The organism is Streptomyces sp. NRRL F-5650 (assembly GCF_000721365.1).
GTDB classification, from domain to species: domain Bacteria; phylum Actinomycetota; class Actinomycetes; order Streptomycetales; family Streptomycetaceae; genus Streptomyces; species Streptomyces ardesiacus.
The window spans coordinates 19795-40378 of the sequence record NZ_JOGV01000040.1 but is presented as its reverse complement, the minus strand read 5'-3'; the positions used below and the strand labels follow the sequence as shown (position 1 = coordinate 40378).

Below are 20584 nucleotides of genomic sequence, written 5' to 3'. Positions count from 1 at the left end.
TGCCGGGCGGTGGGCCCGCCGGTCCGTGGCATGCTGGCGCGATGGGAACTCCGAGTGATCGTGCCCCGCTTGCCGAACGGGTGGAGGAACTGCTCGCCGCCGGCGGCCCGTTGCCGATCGTCGCGGCCGGGGATCCGGTGCTGCGGCGCGCGGCCGAGCCGTACGACGGGCAGTTGGCGCCCGCGCTCCTGGCGCGGTTCGTCGAGGCGCTGCGGCTGACCATGCACGCCGCGCCGGGGGTGGGCCTGGCCGCGCCGCAGGTCGGGGTGGGGCTGCGGATCGCGGTGATCGAGGACCCGGCACCGGTGCCGGACGAGGTGCGGGTGACGCGGGGGCGGGTGCCGCAGCCGTTCCGGGTGCTGGTCAATCCGTCGTACGAGCCGGTCGGCGCCGGTCGGGCCGCGTTCTTCGAGGGCTGTCTGAGCGTGCCGGGCTGGCAGGCGGTGGTGGCCCGCCACGCCGAGGTGCGGCTGCGGGCGCTGGACGGGCACGGGCGGGCGGTGGACGAGGTGTTCGCGGGCTGGCCGGCCCGGATCGTGCAGCACGAGACGGACCATCTCGACGGCACCCTGTATCTCGACCGGGCCGAACTTCGCTCGCTGGCCTCGAACGCGGCGATGGCGGACCTGTGGTCCCAGCCGACGCCGGAGCGGGCGGCGTCGGCGCTGGGGTTCGAGCTGCCGTGAGCCGGGCGGTCCCGCCGGGCGCCGGGCCCACGCGCGGGACGCGCCCCGTCAGTTGTCCCGGTACGCCTCCAGGAGCCTCAGCCACACCTCGCTGATCGTCGGGTACGACGGGACCGCGTGCCACAGGCGGCTGACCGGGACGCGGCCGGCGACGGCGACGGTCGCGGAGTGGATCAGCTCGCCGACGCCGGGACCGACGAAGGTGACGCCGCGCACGATCTCGTCCTCCAGGTCGACCACCATGCGGGCGCGGCCCTTGTAGCCGTCGCCGTACAGGCTGGAGCCCGCCACCGCGATGGGGACGTCGACGGCGCGGACCCGGTGCCCCGCCCGTTCCGCCTCGGCCAGGGTGGGGCCGACGGAGGCGGCCTCGGGGTCGGTGAACACCACCTGCGGCACGGCGTCGTGGTCGGCGGTGGCGGCGTGCGCGCCCCACGGGTCGGACTCCAGGATCGGCACGCCGGAGGCGCGGGCGGCGATGGCGGCGCCCGCGATCCGTGCCTGGTACTTGCCCTGATGGGTGAGGAGGGCCCGGTGGTTGACGTCGCCGACGGCGTAGAGCCAGTCGTGGCCCGTCACGCGGAGGCTGTCGTCGACCTCCAGCCAGGAGCCGGGCTCCAGGCCGACGGTCTCCAGGCCGATGTCGGCGGTGCGGGGCTCGCGGCCGGTGGCGAAGAGGATCTCGTCGGCCTCCAGGCGGTCCCCGGCGTCGGTGACGGCGACTACGGTGCCGTTCTCGCGGGTGACGGACTCGACGGAGACGCCGGTGCGGATGTCCACGCCGGCCTCGGTGAGCGCCTCGGCGACCAGTTCCCCGGCGAAGGGCTCCATGCGGGCGAGCAGGCCGCCGTCGCCGCGCACCAGCATCGTCACCCGGGAGCCGAGGGCCTGCCAGGCGGTTGCCATCTCGACGGCGACGACTCCGCCGCCGACGACGAGGAGGCGGCCCGGTGCGCTCTCGGCGCTGGTGGCCTCGCGGCTGGTCCAGGGCCGCGCCTCGGCGAGTCCGGGCAGCGGGGGCAGGGCGGCGGCGCTGCCGGTGCAGACGGCGACGGCGTGCCGGGCGGTCAGGGTGCGACGGGTGCCGTCGGCGCCGGTCACCTCGACGGTGCGCGCTCCGGCGAGGCGTCCCTGACCGCGGTACAGGTCGGCGCCGATGCCCTCGACCCACTGGACCTGGCCGTCGTCCTTCCAGTGCGAGGTGAACTCGTCGCGGCGGGAGAGGACGGCCGCGGCGTCGAGGGGTCCCTGGACGGCTCCGGCGAGGCCGGGCAGGCGGCGGGCGTCCGCGCGGGCGATCACCGGGCGCAGCAGGGCCTTGCTGGGCATGCAGGCCCAGTAGGAGCACTCGCCGCCGACCAGTTCGCTCTCCACGATCGCCGTGGACAGGCCGGCCGCGCGGGTGCGGTCGGCGACGTTCTCCCCGACGGGGCCCGCGCCGATCACGACGACGTCGTACGTGAGGGAATCCGATTGCGTCATGGGGCCAGTCTGGTGGGTGGTGTGCGGCGCGGCCACATGGGTACGCGCGCGGAATACCCACCCCGTCGGCAGTGTTGTGCGGACGGCTGCTCCCCCGAAACCAGGAAGAGGGAATACCTCATGACCAGCACCGTGGAACTCACCAAGGAGAACTTCGACCAGACGGTCACGGACAACGAGTTCGTGCTGATCGACTTCTGGGCGTCGTGGTGCGGTCCGTGCCGTCAGTTCGCGCCGGTGTACGAGAAGGCCGCGGAGGCCAACCCGGACCTGGTGTTCGGCAAGGTGGACACCGAGGCGCAGCCCGAGCTGGCGCAGGCCTTCGGCATCAGTTCGATCCCGACACTGATGATCGTGCGGGACCAGGTGGCCGTGTTCGCCCAGCCGGGCGCGCTGCCGGAGGCGGCCCTGACCGACGTGATCGGCCAGGCCCGCAAGCTGGACATGGACGAGGTCCGCAAGGCGGTCGCCGAGCAGCAGGCCCAGGCCGGGCAGAACGGCGAGGGCGGCCAGTAGGGGAAGCCCGGCCGCCGGTCAGCTCGACTCCCGGTGCACCACCGTCGCACCCAGCACCTTGTGGCGCTCGGGCGGGGCGCCGGGGTCGTGCACCACACGGTCGACGAGTGCGGCCAGGTCGCGCCCGGCCGGCAGTTCCAGATGGACGGTGCTGAGCCGGGGCCGCAGCAGCCTGCCCAGCATCAGGTCGTCGGCGCCGATGACGGCCGCGTCGGCGGGGACGGCTAGGCCCTCGTCCTGGAGGGCCCGCATCAGCAGCATCGCGTACTCGTCGTTGTAGGCGAACACCGCGTCGAGTCCGAGGGGGCGCCAGCGTGCCGCGAGGCGGGCGGCGTCCCCTTCGTCGCGGGCGAGGGGCAGTGCGGTGACGGTGGCGCCGGTGCCGGCCACCGCCTGGCGGGCGCCCGCGAGGCGCGGTGCCGAGAAGACGGCGAGACCGGGTTCCGCGGGCACGACGACGCCGATCCTGCGGCGTCCACGGTCGTACAGGTGCCGGGTGGCGCCTCGGCCGACGTCCTCCTGGTCGGTGAGCAGCGCGTGGGCTCCGTCGACGGCCTCGGGGCCGAGGGTGAGGACCGCGCGGGCGCCGGAGCGTTTGAGGATCTCCACTCCCCGCGGACCGAGGTCGGAGCCGGGGGCGAGGACGGCGACCGGGCGCAGTTCGGCCCAGGCGCGGGCGGCCTCCTCGCCGTGCGCGCCGACGGTGCCGTACTGCACGACGGTGTAGTCCAGGCGGCCCAGGGCGCCCTGGAGTTCGCTGACGAAGCGGCTGTAGAGCGGGCCGGCGGGGAAGGACGGCGTGGGCATCAGGACCATGCGGCTGTGTCCGGCGCGCAGGGAGCGGGCCGCGGCGTGCGGGACGTAGCCGAGTTCCCGGGCGGCCTCGCGGACGCGGCGGCGGGTGGGTTCGCTGATCCGTACGGCGTCGGCGTTGTTGAGGACGTAGGAGACGGTCGCGCGCGAGACGCCGGCCAGGCGGGCCACATCGGCGCTCGTGGGGGCGGAGCGCGGTGCGGAAGGCTCGGGGGCGGGCTGATTCGGTATCTGCACCATGACGTACGGCATCCTGGCAGAAGCCGGACGCGGGGCGACGGGCGGGGCCAACGCCGTTTGCCGTGGGCGGAGTTCAGGCCGTTTCCGGTGCGCCGCCCCGGGGTTCGGTCCCGGGGGCCGGGGGTTCGGTGCGGGTGACCCGTGCGACCAGGTCGAGCCAGCCCGCCCGTACGCGGTCGGCGGGCAGCCCGCACTGCTCGGTGAGGTGGTGGATCAGGGCGGCGTCGAGGTAGGCCATCAGGGTGTGCGCCAGGAGTTCGCTGTCGCCGTCCGGCACGGCCTCGCGCAGCAGCAGGGCCACGTGCTGGTGCAGGAAGCGGCGCGGGGGGAAGGTGTGGCGGCGCTCGGCGCTGGGTTCACCGGCCAGGAGCAGGTCGAGCGTGTCGACGGTGCGGCTGAGCAGTGCGCAGCCGAAGGCCCGCAGCCGCTCGACGGGGGGTGCGCCCGGACCGAGCGGGGGCGGCCCGCTCAGCAGCGCGGCCTGGAACTTGCGCTCGGAGTGGTCGAGGAGTGCCGCGAGCAGCCCGGTGCGGTCGCCGAAACGGCGGAAGACCGTGCCCTTGCCCACGCAGGCCGCGGTGGCCACCGCCTCCATCGTGAGGGCGGCCGCACCGTGCTCGGCGACCAGGCGCTCGGCGGCCTCCAGGAGGCGGGCGCGGTTGCGCGCGGCGTCGGCGCGCAGGCAGGGCTCGTCCTCGTCGGTCCCGGTGCCCAAGTGCAGCAGATCGGGTGGACCGGCGTTCTCCTGGGGTCGGGGGAAGGGCGGCAGGGCGGCGGACATGAAGCCAGCGTAAAGCATCGGGAAGAAAACTGGACCGCGGTCCGTTTGGGATGTTAGAAATTAAACGGACCCCGGTCCGGATCGTTAACACCATGTTGCGGCCCGCCCCGTCAGCATCTGTTCCAGCAATGGGAGTACTCATGTCAGTCCGCATCCTTGCGCTCGTCGGCAGCCTTCGCGCCGGTTCGCACAACCGTCAGCTCGCCGAGGCCGCCGTCAGGCTCGCGCCCGAGGGCGCCGAGGTGCACCTGTTCGAAGGGCTCGCCGAGATCCCCTTCTACAACGAGGACATCGACGTCGAGGGCAGCGTCCCGGCCGCCGCCGCGAAGCTGCGCGAGGCCGCCGGGGACGCGCAGGCCTTCCTGCTCTTCTCGCCCGAGTACAACGGCACCATCCCGGCCGTGCTGAAGAACGCGATCGACTGGCTGTCCCGCCCGTTCGGCGCCGGCGCCTTCACCGGCAAGCCGGTCGCCGTGGTCGGCACCGCCTTCGGCCAGTACGGCGGCGTGTGGGCGCAGGACGAGGCCCGCAAGGCCGTGGGCATCGCCGGCGGCAAGGTGATCGAGGACATCAAGCTGGCCATCCCCGGCTCGGTGACCCGCTTCGCCGAGACCCACCCGGCGGACGACGCCGAGGTCGCCGCGCAGCTCACCGAGGTCGTCGCCCGCCTGCACGGCCACGCGGACGAGACCCTCGCCGCCTGACCGGCGCACGAGAACCACACGGGACCGGAGCTCGGCGAAGCTCCGGTCCCGCCGTGTGTGTCAGGTGACCGCCTCGGCGGCCAGCGCGCGCAGTTCCTCCAGCGCGGCCGCGACCGCCGCCCTGCGGTGACCGCCGCCGCGCGTGCAGGTCAGCAACTTGCGGTGGGGCCGGTCGGCGCAGGGCACCCGCACGACCGGCAGCTCCGGGGTCAGCCGGGCGAGCCTGGGCACCAGGGCTATGCCGAGTCCGTGGGCGACCAGGTGGGCGGTGACGTTCCAGTCCACCGCGTGATGGACCACGTCGGGGGTGAACCCGGCGGCACCGCACGCCGACATGATGTGCGTCCGGCAGGGGCTCTGCGGCAACGGCGCGATCCACGCCTCGTGCGCCACGTCGGCGAGGTCCGCCCCCTCCCGTCCGGCCAGTGGGTGGTCCGCGGGGACCACCAGGTCGAACGGTTCGTCCAGGAGCGGCTGCTGCTCGAAGCGCGCGTCCGCCGGCGGCGGGCTGGCCGGCGTCGCCTCCACCACCGCCAGATCGCTCTCCCCCTCGAAGAGCAGGTCGAAGCTCTCCACCACCTCGACCTCCCTGATGCGCACCGACAGCCGGGGGTGCCGCTCCCGCAGCCGTGCCGCCATCGGGGCCAGCAGGACGGCGACGGCCACGGGGAAACCGGTGACCCGCAGCGGCCCGGCGGGCACCCCCTCCCCCGCCCGCAGGTCCCGTTCGGCCTCGTCCCAGCGGGCCTCGATCGCGTCCGCGTGGTGGAGGAGGCTCTCGGCGGCGGCGGTGAGCCGCACTCCGCGCCCCTGCGGCTCCAGCAGGTCGACGTCCAGCTCCCGGGCGAGCTGCCGGATCTGCTGCGAGGCGGCCGAGGGGGTGAAGTGCAGGGCACGCGCCGCCGCGGTGACGGTTCCGTAGTGGGCGACGGCCCTCAGCACGTGCAGCCTGCGCAGATCAATCATGAAGCGCACGCTTCACGGTGGCGTCCGTAAAGTCAACCTGGACGTGAACGGATCCGGGGCCGCACCCTGGTCGGTGTCGCCACGGCGGGACCGGACGCCCCACCGGCCTTCCGACGTACCACTGACGCACGAGGAGTCGCCATGCCCAGCTCGACCGGTGTCGTCTGCCCGCATTGCGGGTGGCCCGACGGTGCCGAGCCCTTCCAGGTGCTGTCCGCCCACCCCACCGCTGTCGGCGGCACCCTGTGGACCCGCTGCGCCTGCGGTTCCCTCCAGGCCCGCGTCGTCGACGAGCACGGCACCCGGGTGGTCTCCCGCGGCAGGCCCACCCCGGCGGGCTGCTGACGCGCGGCGGCCCGGCACCTCGGCCACGGGGCGTCAGGCCCGCTCCCGGCGCCCGGTGGTCCACAGGCTCGTGGCCGTGGTGACCGCGAGGACCAGCACGATGAACCCCAGCGAGAAGGCGATGCCGATCTCGGGCACGGGCACCCCGGACTCGTGCAGGGCGTGCAGCAGCAGCTTGACGCCGATGAAGCCGAGGACGACCGACAGGCCGTAGGAGAGGTGGACCAGCTTCTTCAGCAGACCGCCGATGAGGAAGTAGAGCTGGCGCAGGCCCATCAGGGCGAAGGCGTTGGCCGTGAACACGATGTACGGGTCCTGGGTCAGCCCGTAGATGGCGGGGATGGAGTCCAGGGCGAACAGGATGTCGGTGAGCCCGATGGCGAGCATCACGACCAGCATCGGGGTCATGACCCGCCTGCCGTTCTCCTCGACCCACAGTCGGGTGCCGTGGTACCGGTCGGCGACGCCGAAGCGGCGCTCGACCGACTTCAGCAGCTTGTTCTCCTCGTACTCCTCCTGCTCGTGCCCGCCCTTGCGGGCGTCCTGGACCAGTTTCCAGGCGGTCCAGATCAGGAAGGCGCCGAAGAGGTAGAAGACCCAGGAGAAGGCGGAGATGATCGCCGCGCCGGCCGCGATGAACACGGCGCGCAGCACCAGGGCCACCAGGACGCCGATCATCAGAACCCGCTGCTGGTACTGCGAGGGCACCGCGAACTTCGCCATGATCAGGACGAAGACGAAGAGGTTGTCGACGCTGAGCGACTTCTCGGTGAGGTAGCCGGCGAAGAACTCGCCGCCGGGCCCGCCGCCGCCGAAGACGATGAGTCCAGCCCCGAAGAGACAGGCCAGCGCCACCCAGACGGCCGTCCAGATCCCGGCCTCCCGCAGGGACACCTCGTGCGGTTTGCGGCCGACGAAGAAGTCGGCGGCGACGAGGACGCACAGGCCCGCGACGGTCAGCAGCCAGACGCCGGCGGAGACGTTCACCGGTACTCCTCCCGCGAAACGGTGGTCACGTGCGGTCCTTCGTGATCAGGGTGTTTCCGCGAAGCCCCGCAGGCAACCCGGCACCGTGCGCGGCACATCCTGCGCCGGGACCGTCGCGTGCCGGCCGAACCCGACGTGACGGGAGTTCCGGATGACTCTTCCGCCCCCGCATCCGCTCCCCGCCCGCCGAGGCCCGCGCATCGGCGTCCTCGGCTCCTACGGCGGCTTCAACACCGGTGACGAGGCCATCCTCACCTGTGTCCTGGGCTGTCTGCGCGCCCTGCGCCCCACCGCGCACCTCGTCGTCCTGAGCCGGAACGCGGAGCACACCCGCGCCCACCATCCCGGCGCCGACGAGGTGGTGCCCTGGGAGGGGGTCAGCCGCAACCACGTCCTGGATGTACTGCCCGGCCTCGACCTCCTCGTGCTGGGCGGCGGCGGCATCCTCTACGACGGTGAGGCGCGGCGCTACCTGCGACTGGTGCGCGCCGCGCAGACCCGGGGCGTGCCCACGTTCGCCTACGCCGTCGGCGCCGGGCCGCTCACCGACGCCGAGGACCGGGACGCGGTGCGCACGGTGCTGGCGGAGATGGACGACGTCGTGGTCCGGGACGAGGAGTCGCGGCTGGTGCTCGAGGAGGTCGGCCTGGAGCGCGAGGTCACGGTCACCGCCGACCCGGCGCTGCTGCTGACCCCGGAGCCGTTCACCGAGGCGATGATGCGCGAGGAGGGCATCCCGTCCGGCACCCGGCTGGTGGGGATGTCGGTGCGCGAGCCGGGGCGGGCCGCCGAGAAGCTGGACGAGGGCGACTACCACGCCCTGCTCGCCGACGTGGCGGACTTCCTGGTCCGCCGGCTGGACGCGCGCGTGGTGTTCCTGCCGATGGAGCGGCACGACGTACGGCACGCGCACGCCGTGCTGTCCCACATGACCGCCCCGGACCAGGGCCGCATCCTGCACGGCGACTACAGCCCCGGGCAGGTCCTCGGCTTCATGCGCCACCTCGACGTGGCCGTCGGCATGCGGCTGCACTTCGTGGTCTTCGCCGCGCTCACCGGTGTGCCGGTGCTGCCTCTGCCGTACTCGGGCAAGGTCTTCGACTTCGCGCGCCGGCTGGGCGCCCCGGCGCTGGTGGGGGTGGCGCGGGAGCAGGCCGGGCTGCTGCTGGCGGAGGTGGACCGGCTCTGGGACGAGTATCCGCGGCGCCGGGACGACCTCGGGGCACGGATGGCGGAGCTGTCCGCGTCGGCCCGGGAGACCTGCGAGCGGCTTGGGTCCCTGCTCGACGCGATCGGCGCCGCACACGGCTCGGACGGCGCCCCGGCGGCGGATGCCGGGGCGGTTGCCGGGGGGCCGCCGGGTGCGGAGCCGGGCGCCGACGGGGCGCGGGACGGCGGGCCGGCCGGGACGGAACCGGTGGCATGCGAGCGCCCCGGGACGGAGCCGGTGACATGCGAGCCCCCCGGGACGGAGCCGGCGGACAACGAGCCGGCTGAGCCGGGGGCCCTGAGCAACGAGCCGCCGGCCGACACCGGCACCGTGAGCAGCGAGCCGCCCGAAACAGAGCCCGTGTACAACGAACCACCGGCCGGGGCAGGACCCCTGAGCAGCAAGCCGACCGACACAGCACCCGTGAGCAACGAGCCGACCCAGACAGAGCCCGTGTACAACGAACCACCGGCCGGGGCAGGACCCCTGAGCAGCGAGCCGACCGGCACCGGCCCCGTGGGCGGCGAGCCGGTCGGGGGCGGGTCCGGCCGTGCCGAGACGCGGCCGCTGACCGCTTGAGCGGAGGTGAGCGATGCCGATCCTGGAAGAGCCCGCCGAGCCCCGCACCCTCACGCTGCCGCCCCGGCCGGCGCGCCACGGGGGCCGCTGCGACGTCCTGGTCGTGGGCGGCGGCCCCGCCGGGTTCGCGGCGGCGGTCGGCGCGGCCGACGCCGGGGCCGACACCGTGCTGGTGGAGCGGTACGGCTTCCTCGGCGGCAACGCGACCGTGGCGCTGGTGATGCCGCTGATGTCGTTCCACAACGAGCACGAGCAGGCCGCGTTCACCGAGGCCGGGGACACCTCGCGGCTGCTGCCCACCGACCACGGCGAGGGCGAGCCGGTGGTCGCGGGCGTCCTGTGGCGGTTGCTCGACCGGCTCATGGGCCGCGGCGGCTGCCTGCCGCCCTCTCCGAAGACCGGGTACACGGTCCCCTTCGACCCGGAGCTGTTCAAGCTCTCCCTGCTGGAGATGATGGACGAGTCCGGGGTGCGGATGCTGTTCCACTCCTTCGCCTCCGGCGCGCTGCCGCTGGAGGACGGCTCGGGCTGGCGGGTGGTGTTCGAGACCAAGTCGGGACCGGTCGTGATCGACGCCGGGGTGGTCGTGGACGGCACGGGCGACGGCGACGTGGCGACGGCCTGCGGCGCGCCGTACGAGATCGGGCGGCCCGAGGACGGACTGGTGCAGCCCATGACGCTGATGTTCCGCGTCGCCGACTTCGCCCGGCCGGACTTCGCCGCCTACGCGCGCGAGCACCCGGACCAGTGGCGGGGCGTGCACGGGCTGTGGGACCTGATCGAGGAGGCCAGGGCCGCCGGTGAACTGCGGCTGCCGCGCGAGGACATCCTGTTCTTCGCGACCCCGCACCCGCACGAGGTCGCCGTCAACAGCACCCGGGTGACCCGGGTCCTCGGCAGCAGTGTGTGGGACCTCACCCGCGCCGAGTACACGGCCCGCCGCCAACTGGCCGAGATCGACCGCTTCCTGCGCACCCGCGTGCCCGGCTTCGAGGAGTCGTACGTGGTGCAGAGCGGCACGCACGTCGGGGTGCGGGAGAGCCGGCGGGTGCTCGGCGACTACCAGCTCACCGGCCACGACATCCTGGCGGCGCGCACCTTCCCGGACGTGATCGCGCACGGCGCCTACCCGGTCGACATCCACAACCCGCGCGGCTCCGGCACCGTCCTGAAACGGGTGCCGCGGGGCAGCTTCTACGACATCCCGCTGCGCTGCCTGCTGCCCCGGGACACCGAGCGCCTGCTGGTCGCGGGGCGCTGCATCTCCGGGACGCACGTGGCGCACTCGTCGTACCGGGTGATGCCCATCGCCATGGCGACCGGTCACGCGGCCGGGGTGTGCGCGGCGCTGACGGTCCGGCACGGGCGCGGACCGCGCGGGCTGCCCTACCGGCTGGTCCAGCGGGAACTGCTGCGCCAGGGAGCCCGGTTGCGGACGGAGCCGCCCGGCTGACGCCGGACCACCACTCCCCGGGCCCCGCCCACTCCCCCGCCCCCGTCCCCTCCCCGGAGGGTGTCGGCTCGCCCGGTCGAGGAGGCGTGCGCGCTGGTCTGGGGCGTGCAGGCGGGCCCGCCGGTGCCGGCCGCCTCCGGTTCCGTCCCGGCCCGCACACCGGCCTCGATGCGGGTGACGAGCCGACCTCCTCAACCGCGGTCAGCAGGGGGCCGCCCCGATCCGGGTCAGCGCGGTGCGCGGGTGCCGTGTTCGGCGCGCAGCCGGCGGACCACCACCAGCAGGTCCGCCGCGGCGAGGAGGGCGAACGCCGCGCACACCACGGCGACGACCACGAGCATGCCGCGGCCCGGGGTGTCGCCGGGGTCCGTGTCGGCCGCCCACTGGCCGAACCAGGCGGCGCCCGCGAGGAACAGCGGCAGGAAGACCGCCGACAGCAGCAGTCTCAGTCGCAGCGCGCTGCGCGCGTGGAGCGGTTCGCTCATGCCGTTCCTTCCCCGCTTGCGGGGGGGTGTCAGTGGCCGGGTGCGGCCCGGCTGATGTCCGCGAGCGCGGAGTGCGGGTCCTCGGTGGTGGCGAGGTCACCGAGGGTGACCACGCCGACGGGGACGCCGCCGTGCTCGACGACCGGGAGCCTGCGCACCGCGTGGCGGCGCATCAGCTCGGCGGCGCGGTCGGTGGTGTCGTCGGGTCCGAGGGTGACCACCGGCGGGGGTGTGCACACCGCGCCGACGGTCGTGGCCTCCGGGTCCCGGCCGTCGGCGACGCCGCGCAGCACGATGTCGCGGTCGGTGAGCACACCGAACAGGTCGCAGTCGTAGGTGACCAGGACGTCACCGACGTCCTCCTCGCGCATCAGCCGGGCCGCCCGCGCCACCGTCGTCATGGGCTCGACGGCCACCGTCGCCGGTGACATCACGTCTCGGATGCGCCGTGTCATCACGCGCCTCCCGGGGTTTCGGTACGGGGTTGCCTGCGGGCCGCGTAGCCCGCACCCGGGCCGGTAAACCGCCCGGCGGGGCCCGGTTCAGCCCAGGTCGATCAGGGCCAGGCCGAGGTCGGGACGGTGGGTCTTGGCCAGTTCCGCCGGGCTGTCCCGCACCACGACCTCCAGCGTCGGCCAGACCCGGCCGGACAGCAGGTGGCCGCCGCGGGTGGAGCCGTCGGACAGGCCCAGTACGGCGTGCAGGTGCGGGGCCGGTCCGTCGTCGGCGACGGCGATGTCCCCGATGAGGGACAGCACCTCGCACTGCTCGTCCACCGGGAGGGGCCGGTAGTCCTTGGCCTGCCGGTCGAACCAGCCGACGACCGCCTCGGAGAAGGCGCCCACGGCACTCACCTGGGAGGCCCCGAGCGCGCGGTCGCGGGCGAAGGCGGTGAGTTCGGCCACCGCGTCCTCACCGGGGTCGAGCACCACCACGTACACCGCGGACGGACCCTCCTGCACCTGCTTCCACCTCATGGCTCGCCGGGTACCCGTGACGGGCCACGGGCAACCCCGGTCAGCGCCCTGCCGCAGGGCCTGGACGGGGCCGCGGCGAGATCCGCCTCCCGTGTCCGCGCGGCCGCTTCCGGCTCGTGACCGCCGGACGGCTGGCGGCCCGAAGTTCCTCTCTCAGCCCGGCGCGAGCAGCAGCAGTCCGGTCGCGGGGCGACGGGCCGGGAAGACCGTGCCCTCGTGGGAGCCGCGCTGGTCCGCAGCGGTCCGCGTCGAGCACTCCCGTCGGGTGCAGTCCACTCCCCGTACCTGGGGGAACTGGATCTACGGCCCGGCCACGAGGCCGTCACGCCTTCAGTGCCCGGCGGATCGCGGCGAGCCATCCGTCGACCGGTCCGAAGGTGAGCAGTCCGCTGCCCGCGCCCGCGATCTCACCGGCCGCGGGCAGCAGTCTGTCGTACGTGCGCCGCAGGGCCGGGCGGTCGCCGAGGGCGAGGGCGAGGGCGGCCTCGGCGCAGCACAGGGCCTCGTAGAGCAGGTCGGGCGGCGGTTCGGGCAGGGCCCGCAGGGCGCGGCGGGCCTCGGTGGCGCGGCCCTCGGCCAGCAGGGCGAAGGGCTCGGCCCAGGGCCGGTAGGGGCCCCAGTCCGCCTCCGGGTCCACCTGTGCGGGCCGGCCGTGGGCCAGCCGCAGACCGAGCAGGGCCAGCGGGAGCAGTCCTTGTTCGAGGCCCGGCATCCCGGCGCCGTCGAGCCGTGCGGCGGCCGACCGGAAGGCGGCCTCGGCACGGTCGTGGGAACCGGCGGACGAGCCGGCGCGGACGGCCTCGCGCAGGGCGAGGTACCAGGCGGTGAAGACTCCCGCGAGGGGCCGTTCGTGCCGCTCGGCGAGGCGGTCCACGGCTCGCGCGTGCTCGTCGGCGGCGGTGAGGTCGGCGAGGGCCGCGCGGGCCTGGAGCCGGATCAGGTGGCCGAGCACCTCGTGGTTGACCAGGCCGTGCCGGATGCCCAGGGTGACGAGTTCGGCGCCGATCTCGTCGCGGCGCGGCGCCAGTCCGGCGCGGGTGCAGGACTGCATGAAGACGCCGTTGAGGGCGAAGGCGAGGAGCGCCGGGTCGTCCAGACGGCGGGCGATCTCCTCGGCCTCGGCGGCCGCCTGCGGCCCGCGCGCGGACCGCACGCCCCGCGACTCCAGGGCGACGGTGGCCAGCAGGCGGCAGCGTGCCGCGTCGGCGGTGGCGTCTGCGGGCAGGGCGGCGAGGGTGCGCTCGGCCGCCGCGACGATCCGCCGGGCCAGTTCGGGGTCGTCGCTGCGGGTCCAGTTGGCGGGGACGTCGTAGGCGCCGATCACCCGGGCCGTCAGTTCCGCGTCCCCCGTCTCCTCGGCCGCCTGGATCGCCGCCGTGCGGTGCTCCCGGGCGGCTTCCAGACCGCCGCCGCCGGTCACCGCGAGGCTGCGCAGCAGGCCGACGGTGGACTCCAGACGGGCCCGGGCACCGGCGGCGACGGTGCGGTCGTAGGCCTCGGTGGCGCGGGCCCACAGCCGGGCCGCCGGGTCCGGTGACTCGCCGGGCGGGTCCAGGTCCGGGTCCTGGGCGAGGATGCCGGCCTCCAGGCGGCGCAGCCGGGGGCCGGGGTCGAGGCCGAGCCGTCCGGCCAGCAGGGCGCGGGCCCGGCGCAGCACGGCGAGGGCGTCGGCCTGCCGTCCGGTCCGGTACAGGGCGAGCGCCAGCAGGCGCCAGGACTCCTCGCGCCAGGGGTGCTCGGTGAGGTGCGCGTCGAGGTCGGGGACCGCCTCGGCGGCGCGGCCGAGCTCCACCAGCAGCTCCGCGCGGCGTTCTACGGCACGCAGCCGCAGTTCGGTGAGCCGGGAGCGTTCGCCCCGGGCCCAGTCCTCCGTGCCGAACTCCGCGTAGGCGGGCCCCCGCCACTCCCCCAGGGCCGCCCGCAGCCGGTCGGGCGCCTGGGCGGCGGGCAGCAGGTCGGCCTCGGCGACGGCGGCCTCGAAACGCCAGGCGTCCACGGCGTCCGGTGCGGCGCGCAGGGCGTACCCGGGGCCCTCGGTGACCAGCAGCGTCGCCGGGGCACGCGGCGGGCGGTCCGGTTCCAGGGCGCGGCGCAGGTCCGCGACGAAGGTGCGCACCGCTCCCACGGCCCGCGGCGGCGGCGTCTCCCACAGGTCCTCGACCAGGCGGCCGACCGGGACGACCCGCCGCCGGGCCAGGACGAGCCGGGCGAGCACGGCGTGGTGCCGGGGGCCCTTGAGGGCGAGCGTGTGGGGGCCGCGCCGGGCGGTGACCGCGCCGAGCACACCGAACGTGACCGCGTCCATGTCCCGTGTTCCGTCCGCTCCGATCCGCCGGCGTTCGTGCGCCCACCACGGTACGCGTGCGGGGCGGGTCCCGGGCCGGTCGCCGCCCGTCCGCCGAACGGTTGCTGATCGGTTGCTGATTCGCGCGCGGCAGGCTCTGAGGTGTCACCGGGACAGGTGACGCGAACGGCACGAAAGAGGCACTGACCATCATGGAACCGACCGGCATGGAACCGACCATCCCCGGCTTCACCCAGGAGCGTGTGACCGTCACCGACGGCGTCGCGCTGCACGTGGCCGTCGGCGGCACCGGCAGCCCCGTCGTGCTGCTGCACGGCTTTCCCCAGACCCATCTGATGTGGCGGCACGTCGCCGCCGACCTGGCGGCCGACCACACGGTGATCTGCCCCGACCTGCGCGGCTACGGCGCCAGTGACAAGCCCGCCGACCCGGACGGCACCGCGTACGCCAAACGGGCCATGGCCGCCGACGTGGTCGCCCTGGCCCGCGAGCTGGGGCACGAGCGGTTCGCGCTGGCCGGTCACGACCGGGGCGCGCTGGTCGCGGTGCGCGCCGGGCTCGACCACCCCGACGCGGTGACGCACCTGGCCGCACTCGACGTGCTGCCGACTCTGGACATGTGGGACGTCCTGCACGGCACGACCGCGGCCGTGGGCTTCCACCTGTACCTGATGGCCCAGCCGCCGGGGCTGCCGGAGCAGTTGATCGGCGCCGCGCCGGACGCGTTCTTCGGCCACTTCCTCGACCTGTGGACCCGGGACCCGGACGCCCTGCCCGCCGACGTCCGGGCCGCCTACCTGAGGGCGTCCCGCGAGGCGGTGCCCTCCATCGTGGCCGACTACCGGGCCTCCGCGGGCATCGACGTGGAGCACGACCGGGCGGACCTGGAGCGGGGCAACCGGCTGCGGATGCCGGTGACCGTCCTCCAGCAGGACTGGGGCGCCGCCCTCGGTTACGACGCCGCCGCGCTGTGGGGGGCGTGGGCGCCGGACCTGCGGCACCGGACCGTGGGGTGCGGGCACTTCATGGCGGAGGAGGCGCCGGACGAGGTGGCGGGCGCGCTGCGCGAACTGCTGACCCGGTAGGCCCTGACCCGGTAGGCCCACCGGCCCGAACGTGCACAACGATCGGTTGTACCTGCCGCCCGGCGGTTGTTTGATCCGTCTGCCCCGGCTCGCTTGGATGTCGGGCGTGACAAAGGCGGAAACGGTCGGGTCGGACGTGGTGGGCGGCGGGTCGTTGGGACGGGGGTTCGGGTGGCTGTGGACCGCGTACACGGTCAGCACGTTCGGCACGCGGCTCGCGTTCGACGCCTTTCCGTTGATCGCGGTCGTGGTGCTGGACGCCGGTCCGGGGCGGGTGGCGGCGCTCGCGGCGGCGGGTCTGGCGGTGGGCGCGGTGGTGGCGGTGCCGCTGGGGCCGTGGGTGGAGTTCCGGCGCAAGCGGCCGGTGATGATCGCCACGGACCTGGTCCGGTGCGCGGTGCTGCTGAGCGTGCCGCTCGCGTACGCCTTCGGGCGGCTCGGCTTCGCCCAGTTGCTGGTCGTGTCGGTCGTGGTCGCCGCGGCCGACATCACGTTCCGGGCCGCCGCCGGTTCCTGCCTCAAGGGGCTGGTGCCCCCGTCCGGCCTGCTCGCCGCCAACGGCCGGTTCGAGGCGACGACCTGGACCGCGACCATGCTCGGGCCGCCGGTCGGCGGGGCGGCGATCGGGCTGTTCGGTCCGGTGGTGACGGTCGCGGTCGACGCCGTGAGCCACCTCCTGTCGGCACTGGGCATTCGCGCGATCGGCGGCGGGGAACCGCCCCCGCCGCGCTCACGGAAGGACCGGCTGCGGGCCGGTGACCTGCTGGACGGCTGGCGGTACGTGCTCGGCTCGCCGGCCCTGCGCCCGCTGCTCCTCAACACGGTCCTGGTCAACGCGCTGATCATGGCTACCTCGCCGCTGCTCGCCGTGCTCATGCTGGGCGAACTGGGCTTCGCCCCCTGGCAGTACGGTCTCGCCTTCGCGGTGCCGTGCCTCGGCGGGCTGGTCGGCTCGCGGCTGGCCCGGCCGCTCGTGGCGCGCTTCGGCGAGCACCGGGTGCTGGTCGTCAGCGGGGTGCTGCGCGTGTGCTGGCCCGTCGGGCTGGCCTTCGTCGGGCCGGGGACGGCGGGTCTGGTCCTGGTGATGGTGGTGGAGTTCGGACTGATCACCTCGGTGGGCGTGTACAACCCGGTGTTCGCGACCCGCCGTCTGGAGCTGACGCCCGCGGACCGGGTGGCGCGCACCCTGTCCGCCTGGACGATCAGCGGCAAGCTGACGACCGCGGCCCTGACCGCGGTGTGGGGTCTGCTCGCGGGCCTGACGGGGACGCGTACGGCGGTCGCGCTCGCCGGTGCGGTGATGCTGGCGACGCCGCTGCTGCTGCCGCGGCGCGGCCACGTGTCCGCGTTGCCGGCCCGGTCGGCGCCCGCCGGTGACGGGTGAACTCCCGTCACCGGCGGGCGTCCGTCAGCGGGCCCCGGGCACGTCCTCGGTGACGCCATTCAGCGGCGAGGCCGGGTCGCTGCCGTAGGGGCGGGTGAATGCCTCCATGCCGTGCCCGGACGGGTCGGTGAAGTACACGCCCCGGCCGCCGTCGTTGCGGTTGATCCGGCGCGGGTGCCGGCCGTGCGGGTCGGCCTGGATGGGCGTGCCGCCCTCGACGAGCCGGGCGAGGACGCCGTCGAAGTCGTCCTCGGAGACGAGGAACGCGTAGTGCTGCACGGGGATCTCGATGTCGACGGTGGCGAAATCGAGGGTGACGCCGTTGGCGGTCGTCACGGGCAGGAACATTCCGGCCGGTTCTCCGACCTCCAGACCGAGGATTCCGGCGAGGAAGCGGGCGGACTTCTCCCGGTCGCGGGAGAGAACGATGGTGTGGTTGAACTCGACTGACAAGGCCAATGCCTCCACGGGCATCTCCGCGGCGCCTCCATGCCTCACCCGGACGGTGACCGGCACGCGATGCCGCGCGGCGATCATACGTCCGTGGCCGCCTCCCTGCCCAGGCGTTTCAGCCGGCCTGGTCGCTGTCCTTCAGCGATCCCCAGCCGTGCCAGCGCTCCACCTCCACGAAGGCGCTGACCCGGGGGCGCTCCCGGTTGGGGTACGGGTTGCCCGTGTAGTGCCGGGAGAGCCGGTCGATGCCGGAGAGGTCCTCGTCGTCGCGCATCTCGGCGACGCGGCCGATCAGGGTGACGTGCGTGTACCAGTCGTCGCCCGACAGGACCGTCAGGGTGACGCGCGGGTCGCGGCGCAGGTGCCCGAGTCGTACCCGGCCCGCGTCGAGGTTGATCAGCACCCGGCCGTCGTCGTCCCAGGCGTACCAGGTGGGCGTGGATACGGGGGCGCCGTCCGAGCGGAGGGTGGCCATGACGCAGGGGTTGGGGCGGCGCAGCAGTTCGACGGCCTCGGGCGGCAGGGGCGGCTTGGACATGCGGTCTCCTCCGGATTCGACGCGGTTCCGGCACCGGGTCCGGTGCCTGTGTGTGGGTTGTTCCGTGCAGAGGGTGTCTCGTGCACCCGGTACCCCGGGCGGGCTCAGTCGGTCGCCTTCTCCTCGAAACTGGCGAAGTAGGCCGCCGCCATGTCCTCGTCCCCGTGCCCCTGGGCGACCGCGCGGGCGAACCGGCGCGCACCGGCCGCGGCGAGGTCCAGCCGGACGCCGTTGGCCTCACCGGCCTCGACGATCAGGCGGGCGTCCTTCTCGGCGGTGGCGACGGCGAACTGGGCCGGGGTCAGCGCGCCGTCGCGGATCAGGCCGGCCTTGGCGCGCAGGTAGCCCATGTCGAGCGGGCCGCCTGCGATCGCGTCGAAGAACGCGTCCGCGTCCACGCCCAGCGCCTTGGCGAGCGCGAGGGTTTCGCCGCCGGCGTTGGTGATGGCGAGGACCCAGCTGTTGGCGACGAGCTTCAGCCGGGTCGCACTGCCGGCCGCGCCGTCCTCCCCGGTCCACACGGTGCGGGAGCCGACGGCGTCGAACACCGGCGCCACCGTCTCCCGCGCCTCGGCGGGCCCCGCGGCCAGCACCAGCAGCCGGCCTCTCTCGGCGGGCTGCCGGGTACCGAGGACGGGGGCGTCGAAGAAGACGAGGCCGTGCTGGTGGGCGAAGGCGGCCAGGTCGGCGACCGCGTCGACGCCGGCGGTGGTGGACTGCGCCCACACGGTGCCGGTGCGCAGGCCGGGCGCGGCCTGCCGCATGACGTCCAGGGCGGCGGGGCCGTCGTAGAGCATCGTGAGGACGACGTCGGCGCCGCGCACGGCCTCCTCCGGGCTGTCGGCGACGTGCGCGCCGTCGGCGGCCAGTGGCTCGGCCTTGTCCCGGGTGCGGTTCCAGACGCGGACGGCGTGTCCGGCGCGGGCGAGGTTGCGGGCCATCGCGGCACCCATGATGCCGGTGCCCAGGACGCTGACGGTGAGCTGGTCGGTCATGACGTCGCCTTCTGCCTCGAATCTGACTCGTATCGGACTCGTATCGGACTCGTGCCGGACTCGATCCGACTCGCACCGGTTCCTTCCGTTTCCTTCCGGTTCCTTCCGGTTCCGGTTCCTGCCGGTTCCTGCCGGCCCGTCCGGCTGCGTGCGACCGGGCCCGGGCCCCTCCGGAGCCGGGCCCCGGGGCCAGCCTGCCACTCGGCACGGGTCCCCGCGCGTCCGCACGGGCACGTCCCGTACGGTACGGCCGTGAGCGCCTTCACCAACGACATCGACAGCAACGGCGAGACCGTCCCCGGACGTTACGGTCCCACCGCCACCACCGAGGCCGACCCGCGGGAGGTGGGCCGGGTGCGGACCGAGTACTCCCCGGCGCACGACGGCGACCCCGATCCCGGCGAGATCGTCTGGACGTGGGTGCCCTTCGAGGAGGCCGACGGCCGGGGCAAGGACCGGCCCGTTCTCGTGGTCGCCCGGGAGGCGGCCGGGACCGTGCTGGCCGTGCAACTGTCCAGCAAGCGGCACGACGGGGACCGCGAGTGGGTGCCGATCGGGAGCGGTCCCTGGGACCGCTCCGGGCGCGACTCCTGGGTGGACGTGGACCGGGTGCTGCGCCTGCACGACGCGGGGATGCGCCGCGAGGCGTGCGCCCTGGACCGGATGCGCTTCGACCTCGTGCGGCAGCGCCTGCGCGAGCGCTACGGCTGGAGCTGACCGGCGCGGGCCGCGCCCTCGGGGAAGGCACGGTCGAACGCGGCCCGGACGGTGGCGCCCGGGGTGCGGTCCAGGATGCCGAACGCCACCCGTTCGAAGGCTCCGGCGAACCGCCCGCCGGGCCCGAGCAGCGTCCGGAAGGCGCCCGCCACCTGGTCCGGGTCGTTGCGGAAGACCCCGCAGCCCCAGGCGCCCAGCACCAGCCGCCGGTACCCGTGGGCCACGGCGGTCTCCAGCACCCGCTCGGCTCGTACGGCGAGCGCGGCGGGGAGTTCCGCGGCGCGCTCCGGTGCCGTGCGCAGCACCACGCCGGCGTTGGGCGCGGCGGAGGTGAGGAATGCGGCCCGGTACGGCTCGTCCAGCAGACGGCCGCGGTCGTCGCGGAAGACGGGCACGCCCGGCGAGTGGACGACGCGGTCGGTGTAGAACGGGTCGTGGTGGGCGCGGTGGTGGTCGTAGAACTCGCGGGCCCGCAGCAGGCAGGTGTACAGGGCGGAGGCCCGGCACAGGGCCTCCTCCTGGGCCTGGGCGCCGTTGAGGTAGCCGCCGCCCGGATTGCGGGCCGAGGCGAAGTTGAGGACGGCGACCTCGCCGCCCAGGCGCCGGGCGGCCGCCAGGCTGCTCTCGCCGGTGACCTCGAGGACCGTGCGCACCGGGGCTGGCGGTTGGGCCGCGACGGGGCCCGGCCCGTGCACGCGCGTACCCGCCCGGGCCGCCTCGACCGCCTCGGCGACGGACACCTCGCGGCCGTCGGACGTGCGGTAGGACCCGGCCGCGACGATCTGCTCCGTCCGCTGTGCGATGCCCCGCAGACGCGCGCTCACGGCGCCACCCCCGTGGACGCCGTGACCGCGTGCCGCGCGGTCTCCCCCGTCGTGCTCAT

General features: G+C 74.7%; 22 protein-coding genes and 2 pseudogenes. 9 read left to right on the top strand and 15 right to left on the bottom strand.

Going from position 1 to position 20584, the window contains the following annotated elements; translation table 11 throughout:
* Window positions 1-41: 41 nt before the first annotated feature.
* Window positions 42-686, top strand: a complete 645-nt coding sequence (locus IG88_RS0128895) for a peptide deformylase (RefSeq protein ID WP_031047454.1) — start codon at window positions 42-44, stop codon at window positions 684-686.
* A gap of 48 nt (window positions 687-734) precedes the next feature.
* Here the strand turns inward: IG88_RS0128895 and IG88_RS0128890 are convergent, their stop codons facing one another.
* Window positions 735-2168 (bottom strand): dihydrolipoyl dehydrogenase family protein, encoded by a 1434-nt coding sequence (locus tag IG88_RS0128890; RefSeq protein WP_031047451.1) that lies wholly within the window; start codon window positions 2166-2168, stop codon window positions 735-737.
* 120 nt (window positions 2169-2288) lie between these two features.
* Between IG88_RS0128890 and trxA the strand changes: the two genes are divergently transcribed.
* On the top strand, window positions 2289-2684 hold the full coding sequence (gene trxA / locus IG88_RS0128885) for a thioredoxin (RefSeq protein ID WP_030399456.1): 396 nt from the start codon (window positions 2289-2291) through the stop codon (window positions 2682-2684).
* 18 nt (window positions 2685-2702) lie between these two features.
* Here the strand turns inward: trxA and IG88_RS0128880 are convergent, their stop codons facing one another.
* Entirely contained in the window at window positions 2703-3737 is a 1035-nt protein-coding gene (locus IG88_RS0128880; RefSeq protein WP_078861642.1) for a LacI family DNA-binding transcriptional regulator, read from the bottom strand.
* A gap of 73 nt (window positions 3738-3810) precedes the next feature.
* Entirely contained in the window at window positions 3811-4518 is a 708-nt protein-coding gene (locus IG88_RS0128875; protein ID WP_031047445.1) for a TetR/AcrR family transcriptional regulator, read from the bottom strand.
* Between the two features lie 140 nt (window positions 4519-4658).
* On the opposite strand from IG88_RS0128875, the gene IG88_RS0128870 reads away from it, so the two are divergent.
* On the top strand, window positions 4659-5222 hold the full coding sequence (locus tag IG88_RS0128870) for an NAD(P)H-dependent oxidoreductase (protein ID WP_031047442.1): 564 nt from the start codon (window positions 4659-4661) through the stop codon (window positions 5220-5222).
* A 60-nt stretch (window positions 5223-5282) separates the two neighbouring features.
* Here the strand turns inward: IG88_RS0128870 and IG88_RS0128865 are convergent, their stop codons facing one another.
* Window positions 5283-6188 carry a LysR family transcriptional regulator gene (locus IG88_RS0128865; protein ID WP_031047440.1) on the bottom strand — a complete coding sequence of 302 codons (906 nt, stop codon included), beginning with the start codon at window positions 6186-6188 and terminating at the stop codon, window positions 5283-5285.
* A gap of 141 nt (window positions 6189-6329) precedes the next feature.
* Between IG88_RS0128865 and IG88_RS0128860 the strand changes: the two genes are divergently transcribed.
* A complete protein-coding gene (locus IG88_RS0128860) occupies window positions 6330-6533 on the top strand; it encodes a hypothetical protein (protein WP_031047438.1) in 204 nt (67 codons plus the stop codon).
* A gap of 33 nt (window positions 6534-6566) precedes the next feature.
* Here the strand turns inward: IG88_RS0128860 and IG88_RS0128855 are convergent, their stop codons facing one another.
* Window positions 6567-7520: a TerC family protein gene (locus tag IG88_RS0128855; RefSeq protein WP_031047436.1), complete on the bottom strand. Its 954-nt coding sequence runs from the start codon at window positions 7518-7520 to the stop codon at window positions 6567-6569.
* Window positions 7521-7671: 151 nt separating this feature from the next.
* On the opposite strand from IG88_RS0128855, the pseudogene IG88_RS0128850 reads away from it, so the two are divergent.
* Both IG88_RS0128850 and IG88_RS0128845 read left to right on the top strand, forming a co-directional pair.
* Window positions 7672-8877, top strand: a pseudogene (locus tag IG88_RS0128850) (polysaccharide pyruvyl transferase family protein); the annotation flags it as partial.
* Window positions 8878-9322: 445 nt separating this feature from the next.
* A complete protein-coding gene (locus IG88_RS0128845; protein WP_031047432.1) occupies window positions 9323-10762 on the top strand; it encodes an FAD-dependent oxidoreductase in 1440 nt (479 codons plus the stop codon).
* Window positions 10763-10860: 98 nt separating this feature from the next.
* Here IG88_RS0128845 and IG88_RS45350 read toward each other — a convergent pair.
* The 6 genes and pseudogenes from IG88_RS45350 to IG88_RS0128820 all read right to left on the bottom strand — a co-directional run.
* A pseudogene (locus IG88_RS45350) lies at window positions 10861-10993 on the bottom strand (sigma-70 factor domain-containing protein); the annotation flags it as partial.
* Complete coding sequence (locus IG88_RS0128840; protein WP_031047430.1) at window positions 10990-11247, bottom strand: DUF6343 family protein; 258 nt, start codon at window positions 11245-11247, stop codon at window positions 10990-10992. The gene IG88_RS0128840 and the pseudogene IG88_RS45350, both read right to left, overlap by 4 nt.
* A 29-nt stretch (window positions 11248-11276) precedes the next feature.
* The gene (locus IG88_RS0128835) at window positions 11277-11702 is read right to left on the bottom strand and encodes a CBS domain-containing protein (RefSeq protein WP_031047428.1); all 426 of its coding nucleotides are present in this window, start codon (window positions 11700-11702) and stop codon (window positions 11277-11279) included.
* Window positions 11703-11789: 87 nt separating this feature from the next.
* Complete coding sequence (locus tag IG88_RS0128830) at window positions 11790-12224, bottom strand: PPC domain-containing DNA-binding protein (RefSeq protein WP_031047426.1); 435 nt, start codon at window positions 12222-12224, stop codon at window positions 11790-11792.
* A gap of 153 nt (window positions 12225-12377) precedes the next feature.
* Window positions 12378-12500, bottom strand: a complete 123-nt coding sequence (locus IG88_RS44990; RefSeq protein WP_267884672.1) for a hypothetical protein — start codon at window positions 12498-12500, stop codon at window positions 12378-12380.
* Window positions 12501-12546: 46 nt separating this feature from the next.
* The gene (locus tag IG88_RS0128820) at window positions 12547-14529 is read right to left on the bottom strand and encodes an AfsR/SARP family transcriptional regulator (RefSeq protein WP_031047422.1); all 1983 of its coding nucleotides are present in this window, start codon (window positions 14527-14529) and stop codon (window positions 12547-12549) included.
* A gap of 206 nt (window positions 14530-14735) precedes the next feature.
* Here IG88_RS0128820 and IG88_RS0128815 point away from each other — a divergent pair, with 206 nt between their 5' ends.
* Window positions 14736-15614, top strand: a complete 879-nt coding sequence (locus tag IG88_RS0128815) for an alpha/beta fold hydrolase (RefSeq protein ID WP_031047419.1) — start codon at window positions 14736-14738, stop codon at window positions 15612-15614.
* 97 nt (window positions 15615-15711) lie between these two features.
* The gene (locus tag IG88_RS0128810; protein ID WP_031047417.1) at window positions 15712-16998 is read left to right on the top strand and encodes an MFS transporter; all 1287 of its coding nucleotides are present in this window, start codon (window positions 15712-15714) and stop codon (window positions 16996-16998) included.
* 24 nt (window positions 16999-17022) lie between these two features.
* On the opposite strand, the gene IG88_RS0128805 is transcribed toward IG88_RS0128810, so the two are convergent.
* From IG88_RS0128805 to IG88_RS0128795, 3 genes are all read right to left on the bottom strand, one after another.
* The gene (locus IG88_RS0128805; RefSeq protein ID WP_031047414.1) at window positions 17023-17451 is read right to left on the bottom strand and encodes a VOC family protein; all 429 of its coding nucleotides are present in this window, start codon (window positions 17449-17451) and stop codon (window positions 17023-17025) included.
* Between the two features lie 115 nt (window positions 17452-17566).
* The gene (locus IG88_RS0128800; RefSeq protein ID WP_031047411.1) at window positions 17567-17989 is read right to left on the bottom strand and encodes a PPOX class F420-dependent oxidoreductase; all 423 of its coding nucleotides are present in this window, start codon (window positions 17987-17989) and stop codon (window positions 17567-17569) included.
* Between the two features lie 104 nt (window positions 17990-18093).
* Window positions 18094-18984 (bottom strand): NAD(P)-dependent oxidoreductase, encoded by an 891-nt coding sequence (locus IG88_RS0128795; protein ID WP_031047409.1) that lies wholly within the window; start codon window positions 18982-18984, stop codon window positions 18094-18096.
* A gap of 252 nt (window positions 18985-19236) precedes the next feature.
* Between IG88_RS0128795 and IG88_RS0128790 the strand changes: the two genes are divergently transcribed.
* Window positions 19237-19701, top strand: coding sequence for a type II toxin-antitoxin system PemK/MazF family toxin (locus IG88_RS0128790; protein ID WP_030399437.1), 465 nt, complete (start codon window positions 19237-19239; stop codon window positions 19699-19701).
* Here IG88_RS0128790 and IG88_RS0128785 read toward each other — a convergent pair.
* Window positions 19686-20525 carry a TIGR02452 family protein gene (locus tag IG88_RS0128785; RefSeq protein ID WP_031047406.1) on the bottom strand — a complete coding sequence of 280 codons (840 nt, stop codon included), beginning with the start codon at window positions 20523-20525 and terminating at the stop codon, window positions 19686-19688. The genes IG88_RS0128790 and IG88_RS0128785 overlap by 16 nt on opposite strands.
* Window positions 20526-20584 lie beyond the last annotated feature (59 nt).

Coding starts and splice junctions, on each gene's coding strand:
- IG88_RS0128895 (WP_031047454.1), top strand. CDS start 42: ATGGGAACTCCGAGTGATCGTGCCCCGCTTGCCGAACGGGTGGAGGAA.
- IG88_RS0128890 (WP_031047451.1), bottom strand. CDS start 2,168: ATGACGCAATCGGATTCCCTCACGTACGACGTCGTCGTGATCGGCGCG.
- trxA (WP_030399456.1), top strand. CDS start 2,289: ATGACCAGCACCGTGGAACTCACCAAGGAGAACTTCGACCAGACGGTC.
- IG88_RS0128880 (WP_078861642.1), bottom strand. CDS start 3,737: ATGGTGCAGATACCGAATCAGCCCGCCCCCGAGCCTTCCGCACCGCGC.
- IG88_RS0128875 (WP_031047445.1), bottom strand. CDS start 4,518: ATGTCCGCCGCCCTGCCGCCCTTCCCCCGACCCCAGGAGAACGCCGGT.
- IG88_RS0128870 (WP_031047442.1), top strand. CDS start 4,659: ATGTCAGTCCGCATCCTTGCGCTCGTCGGCAGCCTTCGCGCCGGTTCG.
- IG88_RS0128865 (WP_031047440.1), bottom strand. CDS start 6,188: ATGATTGATCTGCGCAGGCTGCACGTGCTGAGGGCCGTCGCCCACTAC.
- IG88_RS0128860 (WP_031047438.1), top strand. CDS start 6,330: ATGCCCAGCTCGACCGGTGTCGTCTGCCCGCATTGCGGGTGGCCCGAC.
- IG88_RS0128845 (WP_031047432.1), top strand. CDS start 9,323: ATGCCGATCCTGGAAGAGCCCGCCGAGCCCCGCACCCTCACGCTGCCG.
- IG88_RS0128840 (WP_031047430.1), bottom strand. CDS start 11,247: ATGAGCGAACCGCTCCACGCGCGCAGCGCGCTGCGACTGAGACTGCTG.
- IG88_RS0128835 (WP_031047428.1), bottom strand. CDS start 11,702: ATGACACGGCGCATCCGAGACGTGATGTCACCGGCGACGGTGGCCGTC.
- IG88_RS0128830 (WP_031047426.1), bottom strand. CDS start 12,224: ATGAGGTGGAAGCAGGTGCAGGAGGGTCCGTCCGCGGTGTACGTGGTG.
- IG88_RS0128820 (WP_031047422.1), bottom strand. CDS start 14,529: ATGGACGCGGTCACGTTCGGTGTGCTCGGCGCGGTCACCGCCCGGCGC.
- IG88_RS0128815 (WP_031047419.1), top strand. CDS start 14,736: ATGGAACCGACCATCCCCGGCTTCACCCAGGAGCGTGTGACCGTCACC.
- IG88_RS0128810 (WP_031047417.1), top strand. CDS start 15,712: ATGTCGGGCGTGACAAAGGCGGAAACGGTCGGGTCGGACGTGGTGGGC.
- IG88_RS0128800 (WP_031047411.1), bottom strand. CDS start 17,989: ATGTCCAAGCCGCCCCTGCCGCCCGAGGCCGTCGAACTGCTGCGCCGC.
- IG88_RS0128795 (WP_031047409.1), bottom strand. CDS start 18,984: ATGACCGACCAGCTCACCGTCAGCGTCCTGGGCACCGGCATCATGGGT.